The organism is Oceanobacillus sp. FSL K6-0118, assembly GCF_038006665.1.
Classification (GTDB): Bacteria; Bacillota; Bacilli; order Bacillales; family Amphibacillaceae; genus Oceanobacillus; species Oceanobacillus caeni.
The window spans coordinates 3,262,499-3,286,365 of sequence record NZ_JBBOVR010000001.1 but is presented as its reverse complement, the minus strand read 5'-3'; the positions used below and the strand labels follow the sequence as shown (position 1 = coordinate 3,286,365).

Sequence of the window (23,867 nt, the reverse complement as noted above, 5' to 3'; positions counted from 1 at the left end):
TTGCTTGGAGGAGGTTTTTATATTATGGCAACAGCAGTATTGTTTGGTAGTTTTGCTGCGTTCTTATTACTCAATGTCCCTATCGGTATATCCTTAGGTATAGCAGCTCTTATAACGTTATTCATGTTTCAATCAATACCAGTTGACTTCTTAATGAAAGAATTGGTTACATCTATCGATAACTTCCCACTTCTTGCTGTTCCCTTCTTTATTCTAGCAGGAGAGATTATGGGGAAAGGTGGGATTTCTGATCGTTTGTTTCGCTTTGCCAATTCATTTGTTGGAAATAAAACAGGTGGTTTTGCTATTGCTACAATTATTACTTGTATGTTCTTCGCCGCTATATCCGGTTCGGGACCAGCAACTGTTGCTGCAATAGGTACGATTATGATACCGGCAATGGTTAATGTGGGGTATGACAAAAAATTTGCAACTGCTATCGTAGCAGCAGCTGGTTCAATTGGAGTAATAATTCCACCTAGTATCCCTATGATTATGTATGGAGTAGGTGGATCTGTATCTATCGGAGATTTATTTATTGCGGGTATTGTTCCTGGAATCATTGTTGGTCTTGGAATGATGGTTTGGGCTTATATTTATTCTAAGAAAAAAGGATACATGGGATCCGATGAACCAACTTCTTTAAAAAATATTGTAAAATCATTTTTGAATGCAACATGGGCTCTGGCAATTCCAGTAATAATCCTAGGCGGAATTTATACAGGTTGGTTTACACCAACAGAAGCCGCTGCTATTGCGGTTGCAGTTGGTTTGGTTGTAAGTCTATTCATATATAAAGAATTAAAATTTCGGGATCTCCCTAAAATTTTGATAGAATCATCGTTAACAACCGCAGTAGTCATGATTATAGTCGGTACCGCAACTGCTTTTGGTAAATTTATTACAATTGAACAAATTCCAACTAAAATTGCTGAGGCCATGTTAGCTATCTCCGAAAATCCACTTGTAGTAATGGCGTTAATAACAGTATTTTTATTAATTGTTGGATGTTTTATGGATACTACAGCGGCAATCATTATTTTAACACCGATATTATTACCGGTTGCTGTTCAAATCGGATATGATCCAGTTCACTTTGGTATTATTATGGTAGTTAACTTAGCTATTGGATTTATTACTCCTCCTTTAGGAGTAAATTTATTTGTAGCTTCTGGAATATCGGGTTTTTCAATCGGAGCAATTTCGAAAACGGTTATTCCATTCTTCATAGCTATGGTAATATCGTTAATACTAATCATTCTTTTACCACAACTATCATTATTATTCTTATAGTTTGGTTTAACGAACCTTATGTGTATTAGAGTATTATAGTTTATTAACAATAAAGCTATTCACTATCCTTCCCAAAATTACTAAGTTACTTGTATTCCGTTTATTTGACATTGCTAGCGAAAGAGACCTTTAAAATTAGTTATAACTATAATTAATTATTTTATGGTGTTACAACAAGATTAAAAGAATAATTGAGAATCATGTAATAAACGAAAGAATATGAATGGTTTTAAGAAAATATGAAAATAACCTTCAAAAGAATTCAATAAAACATCTTGACTTTTACGTGGGAAAGCGTTAACATAAGAGTAACAAAACAAAATATTGATGAATGGGTTTGTGAATAGAGATCCCCCACAAAAAGATTGTCAATTACTAATTGATTTGACATGGTTTGTGGGGGATTTTTGCATTCTTAACTAAAGAATAAAAGGAGTGGAATCATGTCAAAGGGGAGAAGAATGTCAAAATTATTTTCTAGCGATGGAAAATCGATAATCCTAGCATTGGATGCCTATTATTTTTCAACAAAAACGAGTGGAATTGAAAAAACAATACAAATCCTTCCACGGCTAGTTGAAAATGGGTTGAATGCAGTAATTACTACCTATGGACTTACAAAAATGTATGAATCTGAATTCTCTGACTTAGGAGTTGTACTTCGAGCAGATTTATCAACTAATATCTTTAAAGAATCTGTTCCATATACTACGGAACTTCATTCAGTGGAAGATGCGGTTAGATTAGGAGCAGACGGAGTTGTTTCAATGACATTTCCGGGATCTGAAAACGAAGCAAACTCCCATAAGATTGCGTGGGAACTTGCAAAAGATGCTGATTATTGGAGTGTTCCTTTCATGTGTGAAACACTTCCATACAGTTATCATATAACTACTACAGAATCCAATAGAGTGAAGAAGCTTGCAGATGCTGCAAGAATCGGTACAGAACTTGGTGCCGATATTATAAAAACAAGATTAACAGGTCAATCACAGGATATTGAAATAATTGAAGCAGCCAAAAAACCTGTCCTGGTTTTGGGGGGACCGGAAACAAATGACATTTATGGTTATTTTAATTATGTAAAACATTGTATGGATGTAGGGGCGAAAGGGGTTGCCGTAGGAAGAAAAATAACATTGAATCAAAGTCCTGTTGGTGTTGTTGCAGCCTTAAATACTATCATTCACAAAAATGGAACAGCTGAAGAAGCAGCTGAAGTCTATAAAATGGAATTAGAAAGAGAAAGAGCATTAAAGATTTAGTGAAGTACCTAACTATACTAAATAAAAAAGTCTATAAACAATCCAAATCATATTTTGTTTACCGTAAAAAGGAAAATTGATTAGCCCTCAATAGAAATAGTGTGTAAGTGCTATCAAAATATAATAATAGGAGGAATTACAATGACGATTAAATTTGGTTGTCATACTTCAACTTGGGTGTTAGATTATGACAAAGAAGTGGACGTTATTGATCACATTATTGATGTCGTAAGTGAATCTGGTTTTAAGGGGTTAGATATTCAAGTACCTTTACTTGGTAAATATAAAGACAGTCCCGAAGAATTTAAGGAAAAACTGGCTAGTAAAGGTGTCGAACTAGCATCTATAACCGTACCATTTACTTGGGAAGGTGATGAGGAATCCGCTGAAGAAAGAGAAAAGGCAGATTTTTATATTAACTTTTTGAAACACTTTCCTGGCGCGATTATGAATCTACCATCACGCGTAGGTCCAAATAGAGAGCGATTACTAGAGAGGCAAAAACAAATTATTAAGTGTGCAAATGAAGTAGGTAAACGAGCTCATGAAAATGGTATTACAGCTTCATTCCATCCGGCTTCTCCGGAGACCTCATATTTTAGAACAGAAGAAGATTACAAAGTATTGTTTGACGGGTTAGACACAAGATACATTGGATACACACCTGATTGTGGTCATATCAAAGCTGGAGGTATGGAACCATTTGAAGTAATAAAAGAAAATCTATCTATCATTCGACATGTTCACTTTAAAGATTGTTCGAATGATCTTCAATGGAAGAAAATGGGGACAGGAGATATTGATTATCCTGCAATTGTAGAGTTCCTTTATGATAATGGATATAAAGGTTGGATTATGGTAGAAGAAGAAACGGAAGAGACAAAAGTAAATCCAGACAGATGTGTCCATGGTATCTATGAATATTTTAAAGAAAATGTATTTCCTATTGTAAAAGGAGTGAAGCAGTCATGAATAAAGCAATTATTCCTTCTCTACTATTAGCTGAAACCTATTTTCCGGTGAAAGATGAAAGGGATTTCACAGCAGATATTATTGAAAGAAACACAGAAGAAGGGTTCTATCGTAGTTTTGAAATAGGTGATATTCAGGATAAAAGAGAGAGAAGGCGGATTTATAAAACTAAAGAAGCAAATAACCTTGTAATTACCCAATGGTTAACCTTTTTAATCGATCGTAATAATCTTGATGCCTCTTCTTTGGATCGTAATTTACGTTTAAAAACAGTGCAAGAGTTAAAAGATAACATTTATTTAGCTGCTGAATGTGGCGCATCAAATATTGCATTTGTACCGGGAATAGACCCAGGTCCAGAACGTAGGCAAGAAGGTTTGGAGGGGTTCTATGAAAGTCTTTGCGCATTATGTGAAGAAGCAGAAAAATTTAATATGAATGTTCTAGTAGAACATTTAGATCGAACTGCACATAAGAAACGTATTTTAGGTCCAGTTGATGAGACAGTTCAATTGTTTTCTAGAGTGAAAGAAAGCTATCAAAATATTGGACTTGCATTTGACACCGCTCATTCTGCACTAAACGGTGAAAATGTAATAGATGCGATTGAGGTAGGAAAAGAATTTATTCATCAAATTCATTTCTCTAATGCCGTGTTGGACCCAACAAGTGAGTTATATGGAGATAATCATATGGCAATAGGAGAACCAGGCTTTTTGACAACACAAAAAATAATTGAAATTTTAAAAGCAACTGAAAAGTTGAATATTGGAACAGGGAGTGGCCTACGTGTTGCGATAGAAGCTAGAACATTAAGTAAAGAGTATTTGGAAGAAAGTGCTAAAAGCACAAAATCTATATTAATAGATGCAATTGAGGCTGTTGTAACGACATAAATCTAGCTTTCAATATAAAAATGGAAAGGAAGTGTTAACGATGAATGTACAACCTATACCTTCAATGGAGACTCCACAAACACAAAAAAAGTTTCGTAATACAGTAGTAATATGGCTTTTAATTGGTGGTATGATTAACTATTTAGACCGTTCAATTTTAGGTATTGCAGCTCCTGAAATAATGAGAGATCTTAATTTTACTGCAACAGATATTGGACTATTAGGTACAGCATTTTCATGGGCATATGCCATTGGGCAATTGCCTTCGGGATGGCTTATAGATAAATTTGGGCCAAAAAAGATTTACGGAATTGGACTTATTGTTTGGAGTTTAGCTACCTTTGCTGGTGGTTTGGTTAGTGCTCTTTGGGTATTCGTTCTATTAAGAATTATTCTTGGGGTTGGAGAGGCACCGTGTTTCCCTTCATCTGCAAAAATTACCAGTAAATGGTATCCGAAGAAGGAACGTGGTTTTATCTCAGGGATTTGGGATTCATCAACTAAATGGGGGCCAGCAATTGCTCCACCTATTCTAGTATTTATTATGGCTACATTTGGTTGGAGAGAGCTGTTCTACTTTGCTGGACTGTTAGGAATAGTTTTCGGAGGAATTTTCTTAAAGTTCTATAATGATCCAGAAAGAAGTAAAAGATTAACGCAGGAAGAATATAAATATATTAAACAAGATGGCGAGGAAGCAATAGAAAAAGCAACTGGAAAGATTAGCTGGTTTTCATTGTTTAAATATCGTAGTGTTTGGGGAATGATTTTGGGATATTTCTGTACTATTTGGATCTGGAACATTTTCCTAGTATTTCTACCGTTGTATCTATTGGATGAGTTTAATGTTTCCTTTGCGGCATTAGGTCTTCTTGCAAGTATTCCTTGGATTGGTGGGGGATTAGGTAATATTATTGGTGGTTATACAACTAAAAAGATGACGGAGTCTGGAAAATTTGCACCAATGAAAGCTAAACAGGCTGTTATAAGCTTCTGTGCAGTTATGGCAGGTGCGACAGTTATTTTCATTCCATTTGCGAATACAATTGGATTAACTGTAACACTAATGACAATCGCATTATTCTTTATTTCGTCAATTACAGGTAATGCTTGGGCATTGGCATCAGATGTAGCACCTTCTTCAATGGTAGCATCTGTTGGCTCTATTCAAAACTTTGGTGGTTACTTTGGTGGAGCTTTTTCACCGGTTGTTGCAGGTATCATTGTTGATGCTACTGGTTCTTACTCTTTAGCATTTATTAGCGGTGGTATCATTGCAGGATGTGCGGCTCTATGTTATTTCCTAATTGTTAAAAAGCCAATTCAGGAATCTAAAGCAGCATAAGTAGACTAAACTGTTTAATCCATAGGGTATTTACTCTGGTTGTAAATACCCTAATTTGATATAGACAGTTGAGATATGAAGGGAAGCTCATTAGAAAATAGTAAATCATTTGGTTAAAAACTTCTGATGGAGGTAAAAACATGAAAAAGGTAATCAACGATCCTAGTAATGTAGTAGAAGAAACAATTGAAGGTTTTCTTGTTGCGAATAAAGAATATGAAAAAGTTGAGGGCGTAACGGGAATTGTACGAAAAGAATTAAAGGACAAGGTAGCAGTTTTAGTTGGTGGTGGTAGTGGACATGAACCTTTGTTTTTTAACCTAATTGGATCAGGTTTGGCGGATGGTCTTGCTTTAGGTAATGTCTTTGCAGCTCCGACACCAAATACTATTGTTGAGGTCGCAAAGAAAATTGATTCAGGTAAAGGGGTTATTTTTGTATATGGAAATTATGCTGGAGATATCCTAAACTTTGATATGGCTGCTGAATTACTTGAAATGGAAGGAATAGAAACAAGAACAGTACGGGTCAGTGATGATGTTGCTTCTGCGCCAGCAGACAGGAAAGATGATAGAAGAGGGATTGCTGGGGATATTTTTATCATGAAAACTGCTGGTGCTGCATCAGAAAAAGGCCTTTCTTTAGACGAAGTAACAAGAATTACGCAAAAGGCAAATGATTACACAACTTCAATGGGTGTTGCGTTAGCTCCGGGAACAATTCCTGGTGCTACAGAACTTCCTTTTGTTATAGCCGATGATGAAATTGAAATAGGTTTAGGAGTTCATGGTGAGCCTGGAATTGAGACAAGGAAAATGATGCCTGCTGATAAAATGGTTGATTTATTAATGGATAAACTTCTAAGTGAAAGTAATCTTGAAAATGATAAAAATGTTGCAGTGCTAGTAAACGGACTGGGATCGACAACGTTAATGGAATTATTAATTGTTAATCGTCGAGTCGCTCAAATATTAGATGAGAATGGTATTAAAATTCATGATATGGAAGTGGGTAGTTTTATTACAACCCAAGAGATGGCTGGATTTTCTATTACTTTATTAGAACTGGATAAAGAGTTACAAGAACTATATGATGCTCCAGCTGTTTCACCGTACTATGTGAAATTGCCAAATAAAGAAACAGTAAAATACTAGGAAATAAATTATTAGATTAGATGAAATTATGTTAATCCTTCTATTTTTTACCAATCAAAGGGGAAAAATAAGTATCAACAGACAAGTTTCGTGTAAATCTATATAAAATAAAAAAGAGGGATGGATAAAGGCAACTGAAAAAATCTAATGGTTTTTCAGTTGCCTTCGTTTTGTAGTGATTTTTAAACGAAAAAAGTTGGTTACTTTTTAATTCAATCTATCACTTTTATATGAGAATCCTCTAATGTCTTTTTCATTTCCTCCGGTATTTTTTCATCGGTTATTAGTGCATCCAATTTATCTATGGATGCAAACGACGCAATGGAACTGTCCCCAATTTTTGTATGGTCGACGAGTGCAATGACTTTATCGGCCTTTTCCACCATTATTTTTTTTAACTCCACTTCGTACACATTGAAATCGGTAAGGCCTTTTTCTATTGTAAATCCACTAGCAGATGTGAACATAATATCGATGTTAATTTGATCCAGAATCGTTTTACCTAATAAACCCTCTAGTGCCATTGAGCCCATACGTGCGATGCCACCAATTAAAATGACATTAATATTTGGATTTTCTTTTAACTCCAATGCAGTAGTTAACCCGTTTGTAATAACGGTTATTCTCATGTCTGTATCCTTTAAACATCGTGCTAATTCTAATGCGGTTGTGCTGGCATCAAGGATGATACTACTTTTATTTTGAACGAACTGGATTGCTTTATTTGTTATTGCTTTTTTCACATCGATATTTTTAGTGGCTCTTTCAGAAAAAGTGTTTTTTGAAAGTGTTCGATCATTTAATACTGCGCCACCATGTGTTCTGGTAAGTAGTCCATCTTTTTCCATCTCATTCAAGTCTGTTCGTAAGGTGGCGCCGGAAACATTTAGAGTTTGTGATAATTCCTTAACAGTTAGTCGATTTTTCTGTTGGAGTTGAGAAAGGATTTCTTTTCTTCTCTCTTCTGCAAACATTTTGGTCATGCTGTTACCTCCGTTATTTAAATATATATTTAATCATATCACGAAAGGAATTGAAAGCAAATGTTGAATAATTCGACATAGTATATCCTTTTATAAAGGTAATTGAAATTTACTAGTTTTACTCATAATAAATGAAACAGCAATGAATTGGTTTCATAAGATGGAATTATTGTTAATTGTCGAATTGAAAATAAATGAAAATAATAATTGATAAAATTGATTGTTTGTAATAAAATATAACTGTAAATGAAAAATATAACTTTGATGTATGAAAGGGGTCTTTATATGAAACTCGCAATCGGTAGTGACCACAACGCATTTGATTTAAAAGAAACAATAAAGGAATTTTTATCTGATACAGAACATGAAGTAGTTGATTATGGATGCCATTCTAAAGATGCTGTAGATTATCCAGACGTAGCTTTTGAAATTGCTCAAGCTATTAGTGAAGGGAAAGCAGAACGAGGAATCATTTTCTGTGGAACTGGAATTGGTGTATGTATCGCAGCAAATAAATACCCTGGAATCCGTGCAGCTTTAGCACATGATGTATATTCTGCGGAAAGAGCGCAATTAAGTAATAATGCACAAATTATCACAATGGGCTCTCAAATTATTGGACCTGAGGCTGCGAAAAAAGTGGTAGAAGCATACTTAAACGTAGAGTGGGCAGAAGGATCCAAACGTAAAGTGGATAAAATTATTGAAAAAGAAGAACAATTTGTAAGCCAAAATTATAAAGAGGCAGTAGCAGGAAGTAATTGTAGCGTTAACTAAACGTGTTAACGAAGGGGAGAGGGAGCATGCAATCCTTATTATTAGATTTTCTAAAGGTAACCGAATCAGCAGCAGTTGCAGCACTTCCATGGGTTGGTAGTGGTGATAAGATTGCAGCTGATGGAGCTGCTACAAATGCAATGCGAGAGAATTTAAATAAAATGAAAATGCATAGTACGATTGTTATTGGTGAAGGTGAAATTGATGAAGCACCAATGCTTTACATCGGAGAGAAGCTTGGTATGGGTGGAAGTCATGAAGTAGATATTGCGGTAGATCCAATTGAAGGAACAACGCCTACAGTAAATGGACAAGGAAATGCAATTACCGTCATTGCTGCTGCACCAAAGGGAACTTTACTACATGCACCGGATATGTATATGAAAAAGATCGCTGTAGGTCCAAGGGCGAAAGGGAAAATTGATTTAGATGCACCAATTGAAGACAATATGAAAGCAGTAGCAAAAGCAAATGGCAAAGAAATTACGGAATTAAATGTGTTTATACAGGATCGACCTAGACATAAAGAATATATTGATAGAATTCGAGAAACTGGTGCAAAGGTTCGATTATTTAATGATGGTGATGTCATTTATGCAACAGCAACTTGTATTGAACGTTCAGGTGTTGACATTTTTCTAGGCATTGGCGGTGCACCAGAAGGCGTATTAGGGGCAGCTGCTATTCGTTCTCTTGGCGGGGAAATGCAAGCAAAACTCTTACCAAGAAACAATGATGAAATAAGAAGATGTAAAGCGATGGGGATTACTAATTTAGAAGGCGTTTTAACCATTGATGACTTAGTAAGTTCGGATGATTGTATGTTTGTTGCAACAGGAATTACCGATAACTTAATTATTGATGGAATTGAAACAGAATATAGTAACTTTATTACCCATTCTATTCTTGTTAATGGTAGGGAAAAACAAGTCCGATATGTTAAGAGTACCTATCCAATCAAACAGCCTTTCTAGTAAACTACGATTTTGAAATCGAAATCATCACAGCTGGTATTCGTACTATTAGCCATTTAGAAAAGGCGGCAATAGCAGGTGCTAAGAAGGTTCCTAAAAAACTGAAACACTATCATAAGGAAGGATGATAACGGTGACAACGACAGTTAATCAAGCTGTAGAACAACTATCAATTAATACGATTCGCACCCTTTCTATTGATGCAATTGAAAAAGCGAATTCAGGACATCCCGGATTACCAATGGGTGCGGCTCCAATGGCTTATACATTATGGACAGATTTTATGAGCCATAATCCAAAAAACTCGAAATGGTTTAATCGTGATCGTTTTGTATTATCCGCAGGTCATGGTTCCATGCTTTTATATAGTTTATTGCATTTATCTGGGTATGATGTTTCCATGGATGATTTAAAAAACTTCCGTCAATGGGGATCTAGAACTCCTGGACATCCAGAAGTGCATCATACAGACGGTGTGGAAACAACAACCGGCCCATTAGGTCAGGGGATTTCTACCGCTATTGGTATGGCAATGGCAGAAGCACATCTATCAGCTAAATATAATAAAGAAGGTTTTTCAGTTGTTGATCATTATACCTATGCCCTTGTAGGTGATGGGGATTTAATGGAAGGAATTTCTCATGAAACCGCATCCTTAGCAGGTCATTTAGGATTAGGAAAACTAATTACGCTATATGACTCTAATGATATTTCTTTAGACGGAGATTTAAATAAATCTTTCTCTGAAAATGTGGAAGAGCGTTTTAAAGCTTATGGCTGGCAAGTTATTCGTGTAGAAGACGGTAACGATGTCAATAAATTAAAAGCTGCTATTAAGGAAGCGAAACAAAACACAGCTCAACCAACATTAATTGAAGTAAAGACGGTCATTGGATATGGGTCACCAAATAAATCAGGATCTTCAGATGCCCACGGTGCACCACTTGGTGAAGAAGAAGTTAAATTAACCAAAGAAAATTACCATTGGTCACATGAACCATTCTTCGTTCCAGAGGAAGTATATGCTGATTTTCAAGAAAAAGTCGTAGAAAAAGGTATCAAGGCGGAGGAAAAATGGAACAAGCTCCTTTCTGATTATAAAGAAGCATATCCAGAACTCGGTCTAGAATTAGAAACAGCAATCAATGGTGAATTACCGGAGAATTGGGAAAAGGATTTGCCCATCTATGAATCTGATAAGGACACCTTAGCAACTCGCGCTTCATCAGGAGAAGTACTAAATGCGATTGCAAAAGCAGTTCCAAACCTTTTCGGAGGAAGTGCTGATTTAGCAGGATCTAATAAAACAACGATTAAAGATGGCGGAGATTTTTCACGAGAAAATTATGCCGGAAGAAACATTTGGTTTGGTGTGAGAGAATTTGCAATGGCTGCAGCATTAAACGGAATGGCTTTACATGGCGGGTTAAAAGTGTTCGGTGGTACATTCTTTGTATTTAGCGATTATTTACGCCCAGCGGTTCGGTTATCTGCCATCATGAAAGCACCTGTAACCTACGTTTGGACACATGATTCAATCGCAGTTGGGGAAGACGGTCCAACACATGAGCCTGTTGAACATTTAGCATCCTATCGTTCCATGCCGGGAGTTTCACTCATCCGCCCAGCCGATGGAAATGAAACACAGGCTGCATGGCGACTAGCTGTAGAGTCAACGGATAAACCAACCGCATTGGTATTAACTCGTCAAAACCTCCCAACGTTAAAAGGTACAGCTGAACGCGCTTATGAAGGTGTGAAAAAAGGTGCCTACATCATAAGTGATTCAGAAAAAGAAACTCCTGATGCATTAATTCTTGCAACAGGATCAGAAGTTCAACTAGCTATCAAAGCTCAAAATGAGTTGAAATCTCAAAATATCGATGTACGTGTGGTTAGCATGCCTTCTTGGGATCGCTTTGAAGAACAAGATCAAGCATATAAAGATTCAGTCATTTCCCCTCAAGTGAAGAAACGTTTAGTAGTTGAAATGGCATCTCCATTTGGTTGGGAACGCTATACTGGGGATGAAGGAAAAGTGCTTGGGATTGATACCTTTGGGGCTTCAGGTGAAGGAAATAAAGTTATGGAGGAGTATGGGTTTACTGTAGAAAATGTAGTAAAACTGGTTGAAGAGCTAGTAAACGAAGTGTAGGTTGAATGTTCCGTAATAGATAATAGTGAAGTACTTTGTTTAAATGCACAAAGTATTTCACTATTTTTTTTGTTCTAAAGATTGGTGGAGAATGTGACGGGGGAACCGACCCTTCCGGCATAGGGATATCAGCGTTGGATCGTCATTTATTAGTAATCACGCCCGTATATCAGTACACACGCACCATATATCAGTAAACGCTGGAAAGATATCAGTACTCATGCACCATATATCAGTAAACGCTGGAAAGATATCAGTACTCATGCACCATATATCAGTAAACGCTGGAAAGATATCAGTACACACGCACCATATATCAGTAAACGCTGGCAGGATATCAGTACTCGTGCACCATATATCAGCAAACGCTGGTAGGATATCAGTACTCATACACCATATATCAGCACTCCCCCCCACCTATCAGCATTCACCCCCCTTCAAATGTTAGGTAAAAGTCTCATGTCAAATAAATACCAAATTAGGACAAGAAACCTGTCCTCCTGTCATATTTCCCCATCCGCCTCATACAATGACGTACAGGGGGAATTTTCATGTCTGGAGATAGGTAGATATGGGATCTTAACGATTGGTTTAACTATGACAGCAGGGGGATTGCATATGCGTAGATCGTTAAGTGCTTTTTTATTTATGTTAGCGGTAGTGCTTGTGGCGGGGTGTACGCAGCCAGTGTCATTAGATGAGGAGAGAAGTAAGAAGCCGGATACGATTCATCATAAATTTTTATTCTATACGGAGAGTTATGTGAATGAGAACGGGGAAGGTATTGGGGAATTGTCCATTAAAACGAAAGATGGAGAGTTGGAGAAAATTGCTAGTAATGTGAAAAATTATGGTTTTGTATATTTGAATGATAAAGATAAGGTTCTTTTTGTGGATGAGGAAAATAAGTTGTATGCGTTCAGCCAGAGGGAAGATAAAGTAAAACTCGCGGAAGATGTACAGTTTTTCGATGGATTTAACGCGGAGGATTTTATCGTTTATGAGGATACGGATGGTAATTTGTACGTAATCAATGAGGATGGGAACGAGGAAAAGATAGGCAATGGAGTTACTCAATATGATTTGGTGGATGGAAATCTATATTTCATTGACTCGGATGGAGACTATTCGGTTTATAACATAGAGAGTAGGCAAGAAAGTAACATTGCTAATAATGTTTTTCATTTTAAAATTTTAAATCGTGATGGGGATCTTGTTTATACCAATGACGATTATATGCTGTTTTATAAAAAGGCAGATGAAAGTAGTGTGAAAATATCGGGTGAGGAGATTGATCCTTACTACATTAAAAACGTAGATGACCGTTTAATTTACTTAAGTTATGAAGAAGAAGGAGCAATGGATTTATATTCCAGTACGTTATCCAAAGATATAAAAACGGAAAAAATTGCATCTAATGTCTATTTGGCAGATTATGACAAAAGTGGATTTTATTACGTGAATGAGGATAATAATCTCTATCAAAAAGGAGATAGTGACGAAAAGGCTACGAAATTAGCGAGTGATGTAAACTATTTCTATTTAGTGGAAGGAACCGTTTATTATACGGATGAAGATAACAATGTTTATCAGATAACTAGTGCGGAGGGTAAGGAACAGATTGCAAAAAAGGTATACCAATTTAATGTCCATACAGATGGAAGGATTGTTTATTTAACAGAGGAGAATGAATTATTTATAGACGATACGAAGGTAACTGATGACGTTGATATGTATGCATTTTTTCATGGTAATCTTGTATACGTGACAAAGGATAATGAATTAGTCCTCATGCAGAATTTAAAAGGGGATCAAGTAATCGAAGACATTAGCGATTTCTCGTCCGTTACTTATCAAAATCTGACGGTATTCTCCAAACAACTAACTTTTGAAGATATTAGTGGTATGTGGAAGTTGGAAAATGATGAAGGAGCCATTTTCTTTGAAATAAATGCGGATGGAACGATTACGGATTATTTAGCCGGGACAAAGGAAATATTTACAGTGGATTATGCCGAATTTAATTCGATTGCAGCTTCATCAGAGAATGATTTTGTCACGATTACGAAAATAGATGATGAGACGTTATCCTTTAACGATAACGATAGCGATTATACAATAATGAAATCAACGAAAGAGGAAGCGGAAAGTTATGTGAATGACGATCAAAAGGAAGAAGGTAACATGGAGATTGAGACGGTCATAGAGGATTTTTTGTATATGATGACGTATGCAACGGATGCAGGAGACCTTCAGAACCTTGACTATTACATTGATCCTGATAGTGAGCTTTATCGTGAATTAGCTGATTCTATTATGACTATGTATGAGAATCAATTGGGAAGAGTTCTATTAACGCATGAAGTAACAGATATTAAAAAATTAGAAGGAAATCGTTATAGTGTGACTGTATATGAAGAACATTCTTTAATAGATTACACGGATTACTCCGAGGAAATGGTGAAACAGACTGTGATCTACGAGCTAGAGGAAATGGATGATCAATTTTTTATCATAGATATGGAAATTGTGGAACAGGGAAATACGGTAGCGGTTTGAGCCATGGTAACAGGTCCTTTGTCCGACCGATAAGGGAGCAGAGCCAGTGAATTACATTTTGATTTATGAACAGGGCGATAAGAGAATCGCCCTTACTTATAATTCGATACTCATGGACCATGTCCCTCCCAAAAAACACTGTCCTAATCTGGACAAGTTAAACATATAATGTCTAGAGTCTACATTTCGGGAGGAAGAAGATGTTTACCTTATTGGAAAAAGCTGTTGTTGCCATGGCATTATTTCGTATCTTATCTGGATCCATTGAGGTCTTTGCCGCATATTTGATGATTAAAATGAATGATGTGGAAAAGGCCCTTGTTATTAATAGTTCACTTGCCTTTATTGGGCCTTTAATTCTTATCATTACAACCACAATTGGAATTGTTGGTATCTCTGATAAAATATCTTTTGGTAAATTTTTTTGGATTTTTCTCGGAGTAGCTTTAATTATTTACGGGGTCAAAAAGTGATTCCATCTCCGTATTGACAAGCATACTATAGTTTTTCTTACTTTTTCGATTCATAATTCGTGCTAAAATTTCCTCCACATACATGGAAAAGGCGGGATTTGTACGTTGTCTTGGTCTAGTTAAATGTATCGGTTGATTTAACGTTACCTTTCCATCTTCAATTAAAATGACACGATCGGAAATAGCTACTGCTTCTTCTACATCATGTGTAACAAGAATAGAGGTGAATTTTCTTTCTAACCACAATGATTCAATCAATCGTTGCATTTCTAAGCGTGTCAAAGCATCAAGCGCTCCTAAAGGTTCATCTAAAAGTAATAAGGAAGGATCATGTACCAATGCTCTTGCAAGTGCTACACGCTGTTTCTGTCCCCCAGAAAGTTTAGATGGATAATCATGTATCCTTTCCTTCAGTCCTACTTGTGTGATGGCTTGCATTGCTCTATTTTTTGCATCAGAAGATAATCCTAAACAAACATTATCCATTACTCGTTTCCAAGGAAGTAACCGACCATCTTGAAACATCATTCTTGCTTGTTTATTCAACCCATTCAATGGTGTTCCGTCTAATTTAATCGAGCCGTCATTCATGTTTTCTAATCCCGCTACTAGACGTAACAATGTACTTTTTCCGCAACCACTTTTTCCGACGATCGCTACAAACTCACCTTCTTTAATCTGTAAATCCAGTCCCTTCAATACCTCCCTTTTATCATATTTCTTCTTAACTTGATGAATCGTAACATCTACTCCTTGTAAATCATATGAATTCAATTTGCACTCCCCCTATTTCTTCGCCAATACCGCCTAAAACTAGTTATTCCACTTTAATAATTTCCCTTCAAAATACCTAGCAATCATATCTGAAATTTTTCCAAACAACGCATAAATAATAATACTTAAAACAATGACATCCATTTGCATAAATTCCCTAGCGTTCATCGCCATATAACCGATACCAGACTGGGCAGAAATAGTTTCCGCAACAATCAGGGTTAACCACATGACCCCAAGTGAGAACCGTATACCAACGAGAATGGAAGACATAGCCCCTGGTAAAATTATTTGGAAAAAAAGCTCCTTCCCATTTAATCCATATGCTTTACCCATTTCAATAAGCTTTTTGTCAATAGACTTTATTCCATGATACGTATTAATATAGACTGGAAACAAAACGCCCAATGCTACAAGAAATACTTTGGAAGATTCACCAATTCCAAACCACATAATAACGAGAGGGATCAACGCAAGATGGGGAATATTACGTAACATTTGAATCGAGGTATCAAAGATTAAATCGGCAAAGCGAAATACGCCATTTAATAAGCCGAAAACAAATCCAGCAATTCCCCCAATTAAAAAGCCTACTAAAGCTCTCCATAAGCTAATCCCCATGTGTTCGGATAATTCCCCTGTAATCGTTAAGTCAATACCCGCCTGAATGATTTGGGATGGGGCCGGTAATATTCTTTCAGGTATAGCTCCGGACCACGACAATAATTGTCACGCAGCAATAATGAAAAGTGGAATAAACCAGGGAAAGAATTTTTCCAAAGGTCCTTTGATACTTCTTTTCATTTGTCATTTCCCCCTTATTTCATAACCTCTTCTACGTTTATTTCTTTAGGAATAATCTCTAAACGATAAAATGTATCTGCAATTTCCTGTTGTTCCTTTATGGTATCTTCTGTTATTTCTTCCACTCCATAAATACGTCTTTCAACAGACTTTTCAATGGATTCTTCATCAATATTTAAAATGGGTGCTAACATTTTCACCAGTTCTTCATGGTGGTTATTTGCCCACTCGGAAGATTTCTCAATTTCTTCCAAAATAACGCTAATGATTTCTTCATTTTCTTTAGCAAAACTCTCGGAGGCAACAAAGAAGTCTCGATCCGTTGTTAACCCTTCCCCGTCAACGAGTAATTTCCCGTCCGAGTGAAGTTCTGTAGATGCCGTAAATGGATCCCAAACGACCATCGCATCAACTGTGCCTTGTTCAAATGCTACCCTTGCATCACCCGGATTTAAAAATGCAGGGGTAATATCGGTATACTGAAGCCCGACTTTCTCTAAAGCTTTAACAATTAAGTAATGGGAGCTCGATCCTTTTGCAAATCCAACCTTCTTTCCTTTTAAGTCATTTAGATCCTGTATATCTGAATCATTTGGTACCAAGATGCCACTACCTTCATATTTGGAAAATCCGACTGCAACATACTTAAAAGGGGCATCGGCAGCTTGCGCGAAGATTGGTGGTGTATTACCTGTTCTACCAAAATCAATGCTCTCTGCATTAAGAGCTTCCACCAATAATGGACCTGCCTGAAATTCATTCCATTCCACAGAATATCCCATAGATTCTAATCGTTCATCTAACGTACCTAATGATTTTAAAATAATCAACGGGCCATTTTTCTGGTACCCAATACGTACAACTTTCTCGTCTTCTGAACTGCTACTGCCACTTTTTTCTTGTTTTTCATTACATGCTACTAGTAAAAAAATGGAAGAAAAAGCAATAACCAGAAATAACCACATTTTCTTTTTCATGGTAGACATATCCCCTCTTCACCTTCTTTAAGTTTCTGATGTTAGCCTATGTATAAAATGAAAGTAGGTTCCTGTCCTAATACAATTTTCCCCACCTCAAGCTTTTTAGGGAAACAGAGAGCTATATATAGGATGGATTACTGATAAATGGTGGACGAGTACTGATATATAAGAGGGATAATATCTCACTTTTAAGAGATACTATATACGCATACGAAAAGGAGGAATATGATGGAACTAACAAATAAAAAGCCAGATGAACCATTTCACTCTGGAGAAGTTTACCATTTATGGTCCTATCTATATAATACAAAAAACATTTTAGTTACGATGCAAGTACTTATCAATCATACTGGTGATCATGATTTAAAAACATATTTAGAGGATTTAGTAGAAAGTTGCCTTACACAAGAAGAACAGCAAGTGGAAGCTATCCTAAAAGAATCGGGAATTCGGTTACCTCCAGCACCTCCTGATAGACCGAATGTGGAAGTAGAAGATATCCCGGCAGGTGCAAGGTTTCATGATCCAGAAATCGCTGTTATCGTTCAAAATGAGTTAATGACAGATCGAGTATTATGTAGTTTTGTCACAGGAGTAGCAATAAGGGAGGACATTCGTTCTTTATTTGGGGAATTTCATACCCAAAAGGAAGAATACGAACAAAAACTCCTTGATTTATCTAAACAAAAAGGCTGGATTGTTTCTCCACCCATTAATGTAAAGTAGGAGTGTACAGGCTTTGAAAAAGAAAAATAAAGGGATGGTCATCGCTGCCATCGGATCCGTTCCGCTTATGATGACATTGGGAAATTCGATGCTCATTCCGATACTCCCAAAAATGAAATCATCATTGGATCTTACTCAGTTACAAGTAAGCTTAACGATAACGGTTTTTTCTATTGCTGCTGCTATCTTTATCCCAATTGTAGGGTATTTGTCTGATCGTTTTTCACGGAAGATGGTTATTATTCCTTCATTGCTGTTATTTGGTGGAGGAGCGTTATTAGCTGGTTTAGGAGCAGCCGTTTTTTCCAATTCTTATATTTGGGTTATTTTAGGAAGAATATTACAAGGAATCGGTGCGGCTGGAACTGCACCAATTGCTATGGCTTTAATTGGGGATTTATTCAGAGGGGGAGAGCGTAGTAGAGTACTCGGAATATTTGAGGCATCGAATGGTTTAGGAAAAGTGTTATCGCCGATTCTAGGCTCTTTACTTGCTCTTATTATTTGGTATTCGGTATTTTTTGCACTTCCTGTGATTAGTCTTATTTCTATTTTATTCGTTTGGATATTTATTAAGGAAAAACGAAATTTCCAAGCACCTCCCCCTTTTAAAAAATATGTAAAAGGGCTTTTAAGTGTCTTTAAACATGAAGGCAGATGGCTATTCACAATCTATTTAGCTGGTGGAACTTGTCTATTTACGCTTTTCGGAATCCTTTTTTATTTATCGGATATCCTTGAAACAAAATACAATATTAATGGAGTTCCAAAGGGCCTTATTCTTGCAATTCCGCTTCTAGTAATGGTTTGTACATCCTATATCACAGGTAGTAAAATTGGAAAAAACTTAGAAAAGATGAAGTGGCTTTCGGTTTTAGGTTTATTTCTGATGACGCTATCTTATAGTTCTCTTGTATTATTTGAAAAGCTTATTCCTTTTCTTATTGTCCTTGCCATTAGCAGTATTGGCGCAGGACTTGTCCTACCATGTGTCAACAGTCTCATTACGGGTGCAGTCGGAAAAGAACGCAGAGGCTTTGTCTCCTCTTTATATGGTTCTGTTCGTTTTATAGGTGTAGCACTTGGGCCACCCGTTTTTACCCGTTTAATGGATTGGTCACGAACGGGAATGTTTCTTTCCATAGCTGCTTTTACCCTACTTGTAGCCTTGTTAGTACTATTGTTAGTCCATGTTAAAGGGAAAGACGGGAAAGAAAAGAAAAAAAGTAATATTCGATACAAATACACGTAAGTTCATGGCTTCTTTCGCCATCCAAGTGTATAGGTCTTTTGAAAAGATATTTCACAAATCATATCCACCACCTTGGTTGAAATCTATTGGCTAATCAATGCAAGAAAGATTAATTTCCAATCGATTATCAACGCTACAAATAGAAAAATAAAGAAATTAAGGAAAAAGAGCGGTCTACCAGGTAAAATTCTTTTTTTGACGGAGATAATTATTGCGATGACACCGACACCACCATTCGAAACACCTTGACGCATTAATATTCCGATTCCCGTACCTAAAAAAACGGAACCAAATAAAAGATCCAAAAGTAAGCTTCGATTTTTCACGAAAATAATTTGTTCAAAAAAATCAACAGATAAAGATGTCACCGTAATGGAAAGAAGCGTCCACAATGCGAATCTTTTTCCTAAATATTTAACACCTAAAAATAATAAAGAAGCATTCACTATCCATAGTGCTAGTCCCATTCCAATGTGAAACAAATAACCCAAGAGAACAGTAATCCCACCAGCCCCACCAGAAGGAATGGAATGGGGGAACAAAAATACCCCCATTCCCAGCCCTTGAATAGCTCCCCCTGCTACAACTAAGCCGAATTTTAACATAAATGAATTCAATAAAAATCCTCCTTACAAATAGGGCTGCATTCTATTCAATAGACGGACAACCTATCTTATTGTATTCAAAAGTAAAAAGAAACATGCTTAACGATGGTATGAGTGGCGGAAGACGTAAGAAAAGCGTTCAAATCGCAACTCATCGAAAAGAACGGATTTTATCTACCCCTCCAACCTGATCCCTACAACACCCAACATGTAATCTAAACCTTTATGGTTAATTTTTGATTAAATGGGAAGATTATTAAATAAATTAAGGTAAAAATAGGAGGCAAAAATATGAAACGAATTTTATTTCTAGCTTCAATATTTATTTTAGCTTTAACTTTAGTAGCATGTGGTGGCAATAACAATGATAATAATGATACGACCACCAATCAGGGAGCCGATGTAACAAACAACGAAAATCAAGATACCAATGAAGCTGATGATAAAGCCGGCAACGATACCAATGACACAGCAACTAACAATAACAATGGGACCGAAGACATGCGGGCTAAAATGGATGAATTGAATTATGATGATTTCGAGTTATCTGTCAAATATGACGGGGATAAAGAATATGAAGCAAGCCTAGAAAAAAATCAAGACGGTAGTGTTGAAGCGGATTTAGAAGATGAAATTAATGGAGTTGATATTCACGGTCAAGAGGCATTTGACGAGGTTTATCCAAAAGTTAAAGAGCTAACGATTGAACAGAATACGAATAAAGACGATGCTATTCAACAAGCATTAGATGCATTTTCCCTAGAGTCAAATTACAAGGAAATAGAATTAGAAATTAAATTTAAAGATGGCACGAAAATAGAATTCAAGGATAACAAATAATCACTAAAAAACAGGCAAACTACAAAGGTTGCCTGTTTTTTAGTGGTTTGTTTTTCTTAGGGAGGAAGAACCCCTGGTACGTTTTCTTTATCATAATTTAAATGAATCATTCATAAATCATAAGTGTGGCAGCAAAATAGTAAGCGTTTTCTAAACAAGAGGGGTGAGTTAGTATTTTTTAATGCGAACGCTGTAAGGATATTAAATAAAGGGGGGTATTAGATGGCTGATTTACACAAAAATAATAAAGTGGATTATGAAAGTATCGTAGAAAGTGAGCAATTTAAGCATTTTATGAAAGATAAAAGAAGGTTTACGGTACCAATGACTGTTTTCTTTCTCATCTTTTACTTTTTGCTTCCTATATGTACGTCTTACACCACCTTCTTAAATACACCGGCATTTGGGGATATTTCGTGGGTCTGGATATTTGCGGTTGCCCAATTTGTGATGACTTGGGTGTTATGTACGATTTATGTGAGAAAGGCAAACTCCTTTGATGAAAAAGTTGAAGCTATTATTCACGACCAAATTAATAAAGGAGGTAAAGCCTAATGGATCCAATCGTTGTCATCCTTTTCATTGCTATCGTTATTCTAACTTTGGTAATCACGTATTTTGCCGCGAAGAACACCAAATCAACTGGTGACTTCTACACAGCTGGTGGGGGATTAACTGGCTGGCAAAATGGATTAGCCATTGCCGGTGACTACCTATCAGCTGCATCTTTCCTTGGAATAGCTGGGGCGATTGCGTTAAACGGTTTTGATGGATTCTTTTACAGTATTGGATTTTTAATTGCTTATTTAGTTGTTTTATTTTTAGTAGCGGAGCCATTGCGTAATCTTGGGAAATATACACTTGCTGATATGATTCATTCACGATTTGATTCGAAAAAGGTAAGAGGTGCGGCTGCACTAAGTACGATTACAATCGTTCTGTTTTATATGATTGCACAGCTTGTAGGAGCGGGTGCACTCATTCAGTTATTATTTCATATTGATTATTGGATTGCTGTTTTAATTGTTGGTGTTATGATGACCATTTATGTGCTTTTTGGTGGAATGATTGCCACTAGCTGGGTGCAGATTACGAAGGCTGTTCTTTTAATGGCGGGAATGGTTATTATGGCATTTCTTGTTCTTTGGAAATTTGATTTTAATATAGCTGCCATGTTTACTGAGGTGAAAACTGCTACAAGCCATGGCGCTGCTTATTTAGAACCGGGATTAAAATATGATGATCCATTAGGAACGATTTCCTTAATGATTGCGCTTGTTCTCGGTACAGCCGGTTTACCACATATTTTGATGCGTTTCTTTACGGTAAAAGATGCGAAAACAGCTAGAAGTTCAGTTATTACAGCTACCTGGACGATTGGTATCTTTTATATTCTTACGTTATTTCTAGGCTTTGGAGCGGCCATATACGTTGGTCAAAATGAAATACTTGCAGCTAATTCGGGTGGGAACATGGCGGCACCGCTACTTGCAGAGGCGTTGGGAGGTAATATTTTATTCGCCTTCATATCTGCTGTTGCGTTTGCTACCATTCTAGCGGTTGTGGCAGGTCTTGTATTATCTGGAGCCTCCGCTTTTGCCCATGATATATATGGTCAAATTATTAAAAAAGGGAAAGCTACGGATAGAGAACAAATGCTAGCTGCACGTTATGCGTCATTAGCAGTTTCGGTGTTATCGATTATTTTAGCCTTAGGTGCGCAAAGCCTTAATGTTGCATTCCTTGTTTCGCTTGCTTTCTGTATCGCAGCAAGTGCCAATTTACCTGTCATTCTTTATACGATATATTGGAAGCGGTTTAATACGACTGGTGCGATTTCAGCAGTATTATTCGGTCTAATTTCTGCATTAGTTTTAGTATCGATGAGCCCGAGTGTTTTCTCGCCAGAAGCGGGGGCAGCGTTATTTGTCGGAAATCCAATCTTTCCATTAGAAAATCCAGCACTTGTTAGTGTACCACTAGGCTTTCTCGGAGGTTACCTTGGTACGATTTACTCAAAAGAACAAGATCTCAAACGCTATGCAGAGGTCAAAGTAAAAGCGCATATTGGTAATAGGGAATAGGGGTTATAGGGACAGGTCGAGACCACTGAAAAAAAGGTGCTTTTACAGTAGTCTCGAACCTGTTCCTTTGTCTCACGCTGCTCGTTTACTTCTATTCTCTGTGCTCACAGATGTAACCAGTCTTGATCCTTTCGAAAGCACCAACGCTAATACAATGGAACATGCAATAGCAGAAGAAATATAAGAGATGCCATTCATAATTAAGGAATAAATAACTGGCGCCTGGCCTGCTTCAATTGCATATTCACTGAAGAAAACTATACCTGCAAGGAAATGCCAGAAGTAACGGGCAAATCCACCGACGAAGGTTGCGATAATTATCCAGACAATAGCCTTGCCCATGTTTTTGCTTCTTAAGTTATTTTTAATTGGGTTGATAAATAGTCCTGCAAAACCGACACATGCGAAAGCTACGAAATACTCTATGAACGCTTGTAATGGTGTTAGAATCCATGCTTCCCCAATGGCAATTTGTAATAATCCCCAAAGGAATCCACTGATAATTGCCGCTAAAAATCCTCTGCGAAATGCGATGATGAATATCGGCACCATCGCAAAGGAAATGGAGATGGACGGTCCAATACGGAGTGATGGCAATAAATCGAGCACAAGGGCAAGTGCCGCAAAAATGGCCACCTCAATAAGCGTTTGTAAACCTAATTTTTTCATTAAAAAAAGCCTCCTAATTGTGTTTTTAACGCACCAAAAGGAAGACATAGTTACCTAGTTTACTAGATAGATTTCACATTACGCATAAACAACTAGTAAACTATTCACCACATCCCTACGCTAGAATTAACTAACAGGTTCGAAGGGTAAGAACAATTTGTTCCCTCTCAGCTTTCGCTCCCCTTGTGGTCACGTTATTCGATTTACTCATGATAGTATCATACTTTCTGTCTTTTGAGAAGAGGGAGGTCCGTCACTTGAGCCCCGTCTCTTTATTTCCCCTTTTC

The 23,867-nt window shown here is 36.8% G+C and carries 21 protein-coding genes, 1 pseudogene and 1 riboswitch; of the genes and pseudogenes, 16 read left to right on the top strand and 6 right to left on the bottom strand.

Going from position 1 to position 23,867, the window contains the following annotated elements:
- The first annotated feature begins 24 nt into the window (after window positions 1-24).
- From MHI02_RS16635 to MHI02_RS16610, 6 genes are all read left to right on the top strand, one after another.
- Window positions 25-1,293, top strand: a complete 1,269-nt coding sequence (locus MHI02_RS16635; RefSeq protein WP_341166081.1) for a TRAP transporter large permease — start codon at window positions 25-27, stop codon at window positions 1,291-1,293.
- Between the two features lie 461 nt (window positions 1,294-1,754).
- Window positions 1,755-2,558 carry a class I fructose-bisphosphate aldolase gene (locus MHI02_RS16630; protein ID WP_341166080.1) on the top strand — a complete coding sequence of 268 codons (804 nt, stop codon included), beginning with the start codon at window positions 1,755-1,757 and terminating at the stop codon, window positions 2,556-2,558.
- A 141-nt stretch (window positions 2,559-2,699) separates the two neighbouring features.
- Entirely contained in the window at window positions 2,700-3,530 is an 831-nt protein-coding gene (locus MHI02_RS16625) for a sugar phosphate isomerase/epimerase family protein (protein WP_341166079.1), read from the top strand.
- Window positions 3,527-4,426, top strand: coding sequence for a sugar phosphate isomerase/epimerase family protein (locus MHI02_RS16620; RefSeq protein WP_341166078.1), 900 nt, complete (start codon window positions 3,527-3,529; stop codon window positions 4,424-4,426). Before MHI02_RS16625 ends, MHI02_RS16620 begins: the two co-directional genes overlap by 4 nt.
- Before the next feature lie 40 nt (window positions 4,427-4,466).
- Window positions 4,467-5,771: an MFS transporter gene (locus MHI02_RS16615; RefSeq protein WP_341166077.1), complete on the top strand. Its 1,305-nt coding sequence runs from the start codon at window positions 4,467-4,469 to the stop codon at window positions 5,769-5,771.
- A gap of 140 nt (window positions 5,772-5,911) precedes the next feature.
- Window positions 5,912-6,925 carry a dihydroxyacetone kinase subunit DhaK gene (locus MHI02_RS16610; protein ID WP_341166076.1) on the top strand — a complete coding sequence of 338 codons (1,014 nt, stop codon included), beginning with the start codon at window positions 5,912-5,914 and terminating at the stop codon, window positions 6,923-6,925.
- Between the two features lie 212 nt (window positions 6,926-7,137).
- Here MHI02_RS16610 and MHI02_RS16605 read toward each other — a convergent pair whose 3' ends face one another.
- On the bottom strand, window positions 7,138-7,908 hold the full coding sequence (locus tag MHI02_RS16605; protein ID WP_341166075.1) for a DeoR/GlpR family DNA-binding transcription regulator: 771 nt from the start codon (window positions 7,906-7,908) through the stop codon (window positions 7,138-7,140).
- A 285-nt stretch (window positions 7,909-8,193) separates the two neighbouring features.
- Between MHI02_RS16605 and rpiB the strand changes: the two genes are divergently transcribed.
- From rpiB to MHI02_RS16580, 5 genes are all read left to right on the top strand, one after another.
- A complete protein-coding gene (rpiB, locus tag MHI02_RS16600; protein WP_047185651.1) occupies window positions 8,194-8,685 on the top strand; it encodes a ribose 5-phosphate isomerase B in 492 nt (163 codons plus the stop codon).
- A gap of 26 nt (window positions 8,686-8,711) precedes the next feature.
- Window positions 8,712-9,659 carry a class II fructose-bisphosphatase gene (gene glpX, locus MHI02_RS16595; RefSeq protein WP_060667665.1) on the top strand — a complete coding sequence of 316 codons (948 nt, stop codon included), beginning with the start codon at window positions 8,712-8,714 and terminating at the stop codon, window positions 9,657-9,659.
- A 133-nt stretch (window positions 9,660-9,792) separates the two neighbouring features.
- Entirely contained in the window at window positions 9,793-11,814 is a 2,022-nt protein-coding gene (tkt, locus tag MHI02_RS16590) for a transketolase (RefSeq protein WP_338113674.1), read from the top strand.
- A 618-nt stretch (window positions 11,815-12,432) separates the two neighbouring features.
- Window positions 12,433-14,373 (top strand): TcaA NTF2-like domain-containing protein, encoded by a 1,941-nt coding sequence (locus MHI02_RS16585; RefSeq protein WP_204798521.1) that lies wholly within the window; start codon window positions 12,433-12,435, stop codon window positions 14,371-14,373.
- A 200-nt stretch (window positions 14,374-14,573) separates the two neighbouring features.
- Window positions 14,574-14,846 carry a YqhV family protein gene (locus tag MHI02_RS16580; protein ID WP_204798522.1) on the top strand — a complete coding sequence of 91 codons (273 nt, stop codon included), beginning with the start codon at window positions 14,574-14,576 and terminating at the stop codon, window positions 14,844-14,846.
- Here the strand turns inward: MHI02_RS16580 and MHI02_RS16575 are convergent.
- The 3 genes and pseudogenes from MHI02_RS16575 to MHI02_RS16565 all read right to left on the bottom strand — a co-directional run bounded on the left by MHI02_RS16575 (window position 14,820) and on the right by MHI02_RS16565 (window position 17,401).
- Window positions 14,820-15,620: an ATP-binding cassette domain-containing protein gene (locus MHI02_RS16575; RefSeq protein ID WP_204798523.1), complete on the bottom strand. Its 801-nt coding sequence runs from the start codon at window positions 15,618-15,620 to the stop codon at window positions 14,820-14,822. The two genes, MHI02_RS16580 and MHI02_RS16575, sit on opposite strands and share 27 nt — an antisense overlap.
- Window positions 15,621-15,659: 39 nt before the next feature.
- A pseudogene (locus tag MHI02_RS16570) lies at window positions 15,660-16,424 on the bottom strand (ABC transporter permease subunit).
- Between the two features lie 14 nt (window positions 16,425-16,438).
- On the bottom strand, window positions 16,439-17,401 hold the full coding sequence (locus MHI02_RS16565; protein ID WP_216883882.1) for a sulfonate ABC transporter substrate-binding protein: 963 nt from the start codon (window positions 17,399-17,401) through the stop codon (window positions 16,439-16,441).
- Window positions 17,402-17,632: 231 nt separating this feature from the next.
- Here MHI02_RS16565 and MHI02_RS16560 point away from each other — a divergent pair, with 231 nt between their 5' ends.
- The gene (locus MHI02_RS16560; RefSeq protein ID WP_338113675.1) at window positions 17,633-18,130 is read left to right on the top strand and encodes a DUF3231 family protein; all 498 of its coding nucleotides are present in this window, start codon (window positions 17,633-17,635) and stop codon (window positions 18,128-18,130) included.
- Between the two features lie 34 nt (window positions 18,131-18,164).
- Window positions 18,165-19,382, top strand: a complete 1,218-nt coding sequence (locus tag MHI02_RS16555; protein WP_341166121.1) for an MFS transporter — start codon at window positions 18,165-18,167, stop codon at window positions 19,380-19,382.
- A gap of 83 nt (window positions 19,383-19,465) precedes the next feature.
- On the opposite strand, the gene MHI02_RS16550 is transcribed toward MHI02_RS16555, so the two are convergent.
- On the bottom strand, window positions 19,466-19,999 hold the full coding sequence (locus tag MHI02_RS16550; protein WP_257456493.1) for a YitT family protein: 534 nt from the start codon (window positions 19,997-19,999) through the stop codon (window positions 19,466-19,468).
- Window positions 20,000-20,278: 279 nt separating this feature from the next.
- On the opposite strand from MHI02_RS16550, the gene MHI02_RS16545 reads away from it, so the two are divergent.
- From MHI02_RS16545 to MHI02_RS16535, 3 genes are all read left to right on the top strand, one after another.
- Window positions 20,279-20,827, top strand: coding sequence for a YusW family protein (locus tag MHI02_RS16545; protein WP_052771739.1), 549 nt, complete (start codon window positions 20,279-20,281; stop codon window positions 20,825-20,827).
- 222 nt (window positions 20,828-21,049) lie between these two features.
- Window positions 21,050-21,382 carry a DUF485 domain-containing protein gene (locus MHI02_RS16540; RefSeq protein ID WP_047185662.1) on the top strand — a complete coding sequence of 111 codons (333 nt, stop codon included), beginning with the start codon at window positions 21,050-21,052 and terminating at the stop codon, window positions 21,380-21,382.
- Window positions 21,382-22,911, top strand: coding sequence for a solute symporter family protein (locus MHI02_RS16535; RefSeq protein ID WP_204798525.1), 1,530 nt, complete (start codon window positions 21,382-21,384; stop codon window positions 22,909-22,911). Before MHI02_RS16540 ends, MHI02_RS16535 begins: the two co-directional genes overlap by 1 nt.
- A gap of 72 nt (window positions 22,912-22,983) precedes the next feature.
- Here the strand turns inward: MHI02_RS16535 and thiT are convergent, their stop codons facing one another.
- A complete protein-coding gene (gene thiT, locus MHI02_RS16530) occupies window positions 22,984-23,580 on the bottom strand; it encodes an energy-coupled thiamine transporter ThiT (protein WP_047185664.1) in 597 nt (198 codons plus the stop codon).
- Between the two features lie 95 nt (window positions 23,581-23,675).
- Window positions 23,676-23,774: riboswitch (TPP riboswitch) on the bottom strand.
- Between the last annotated feature and the right edge of the window lie 93 nt (window positions 23,775-23,867).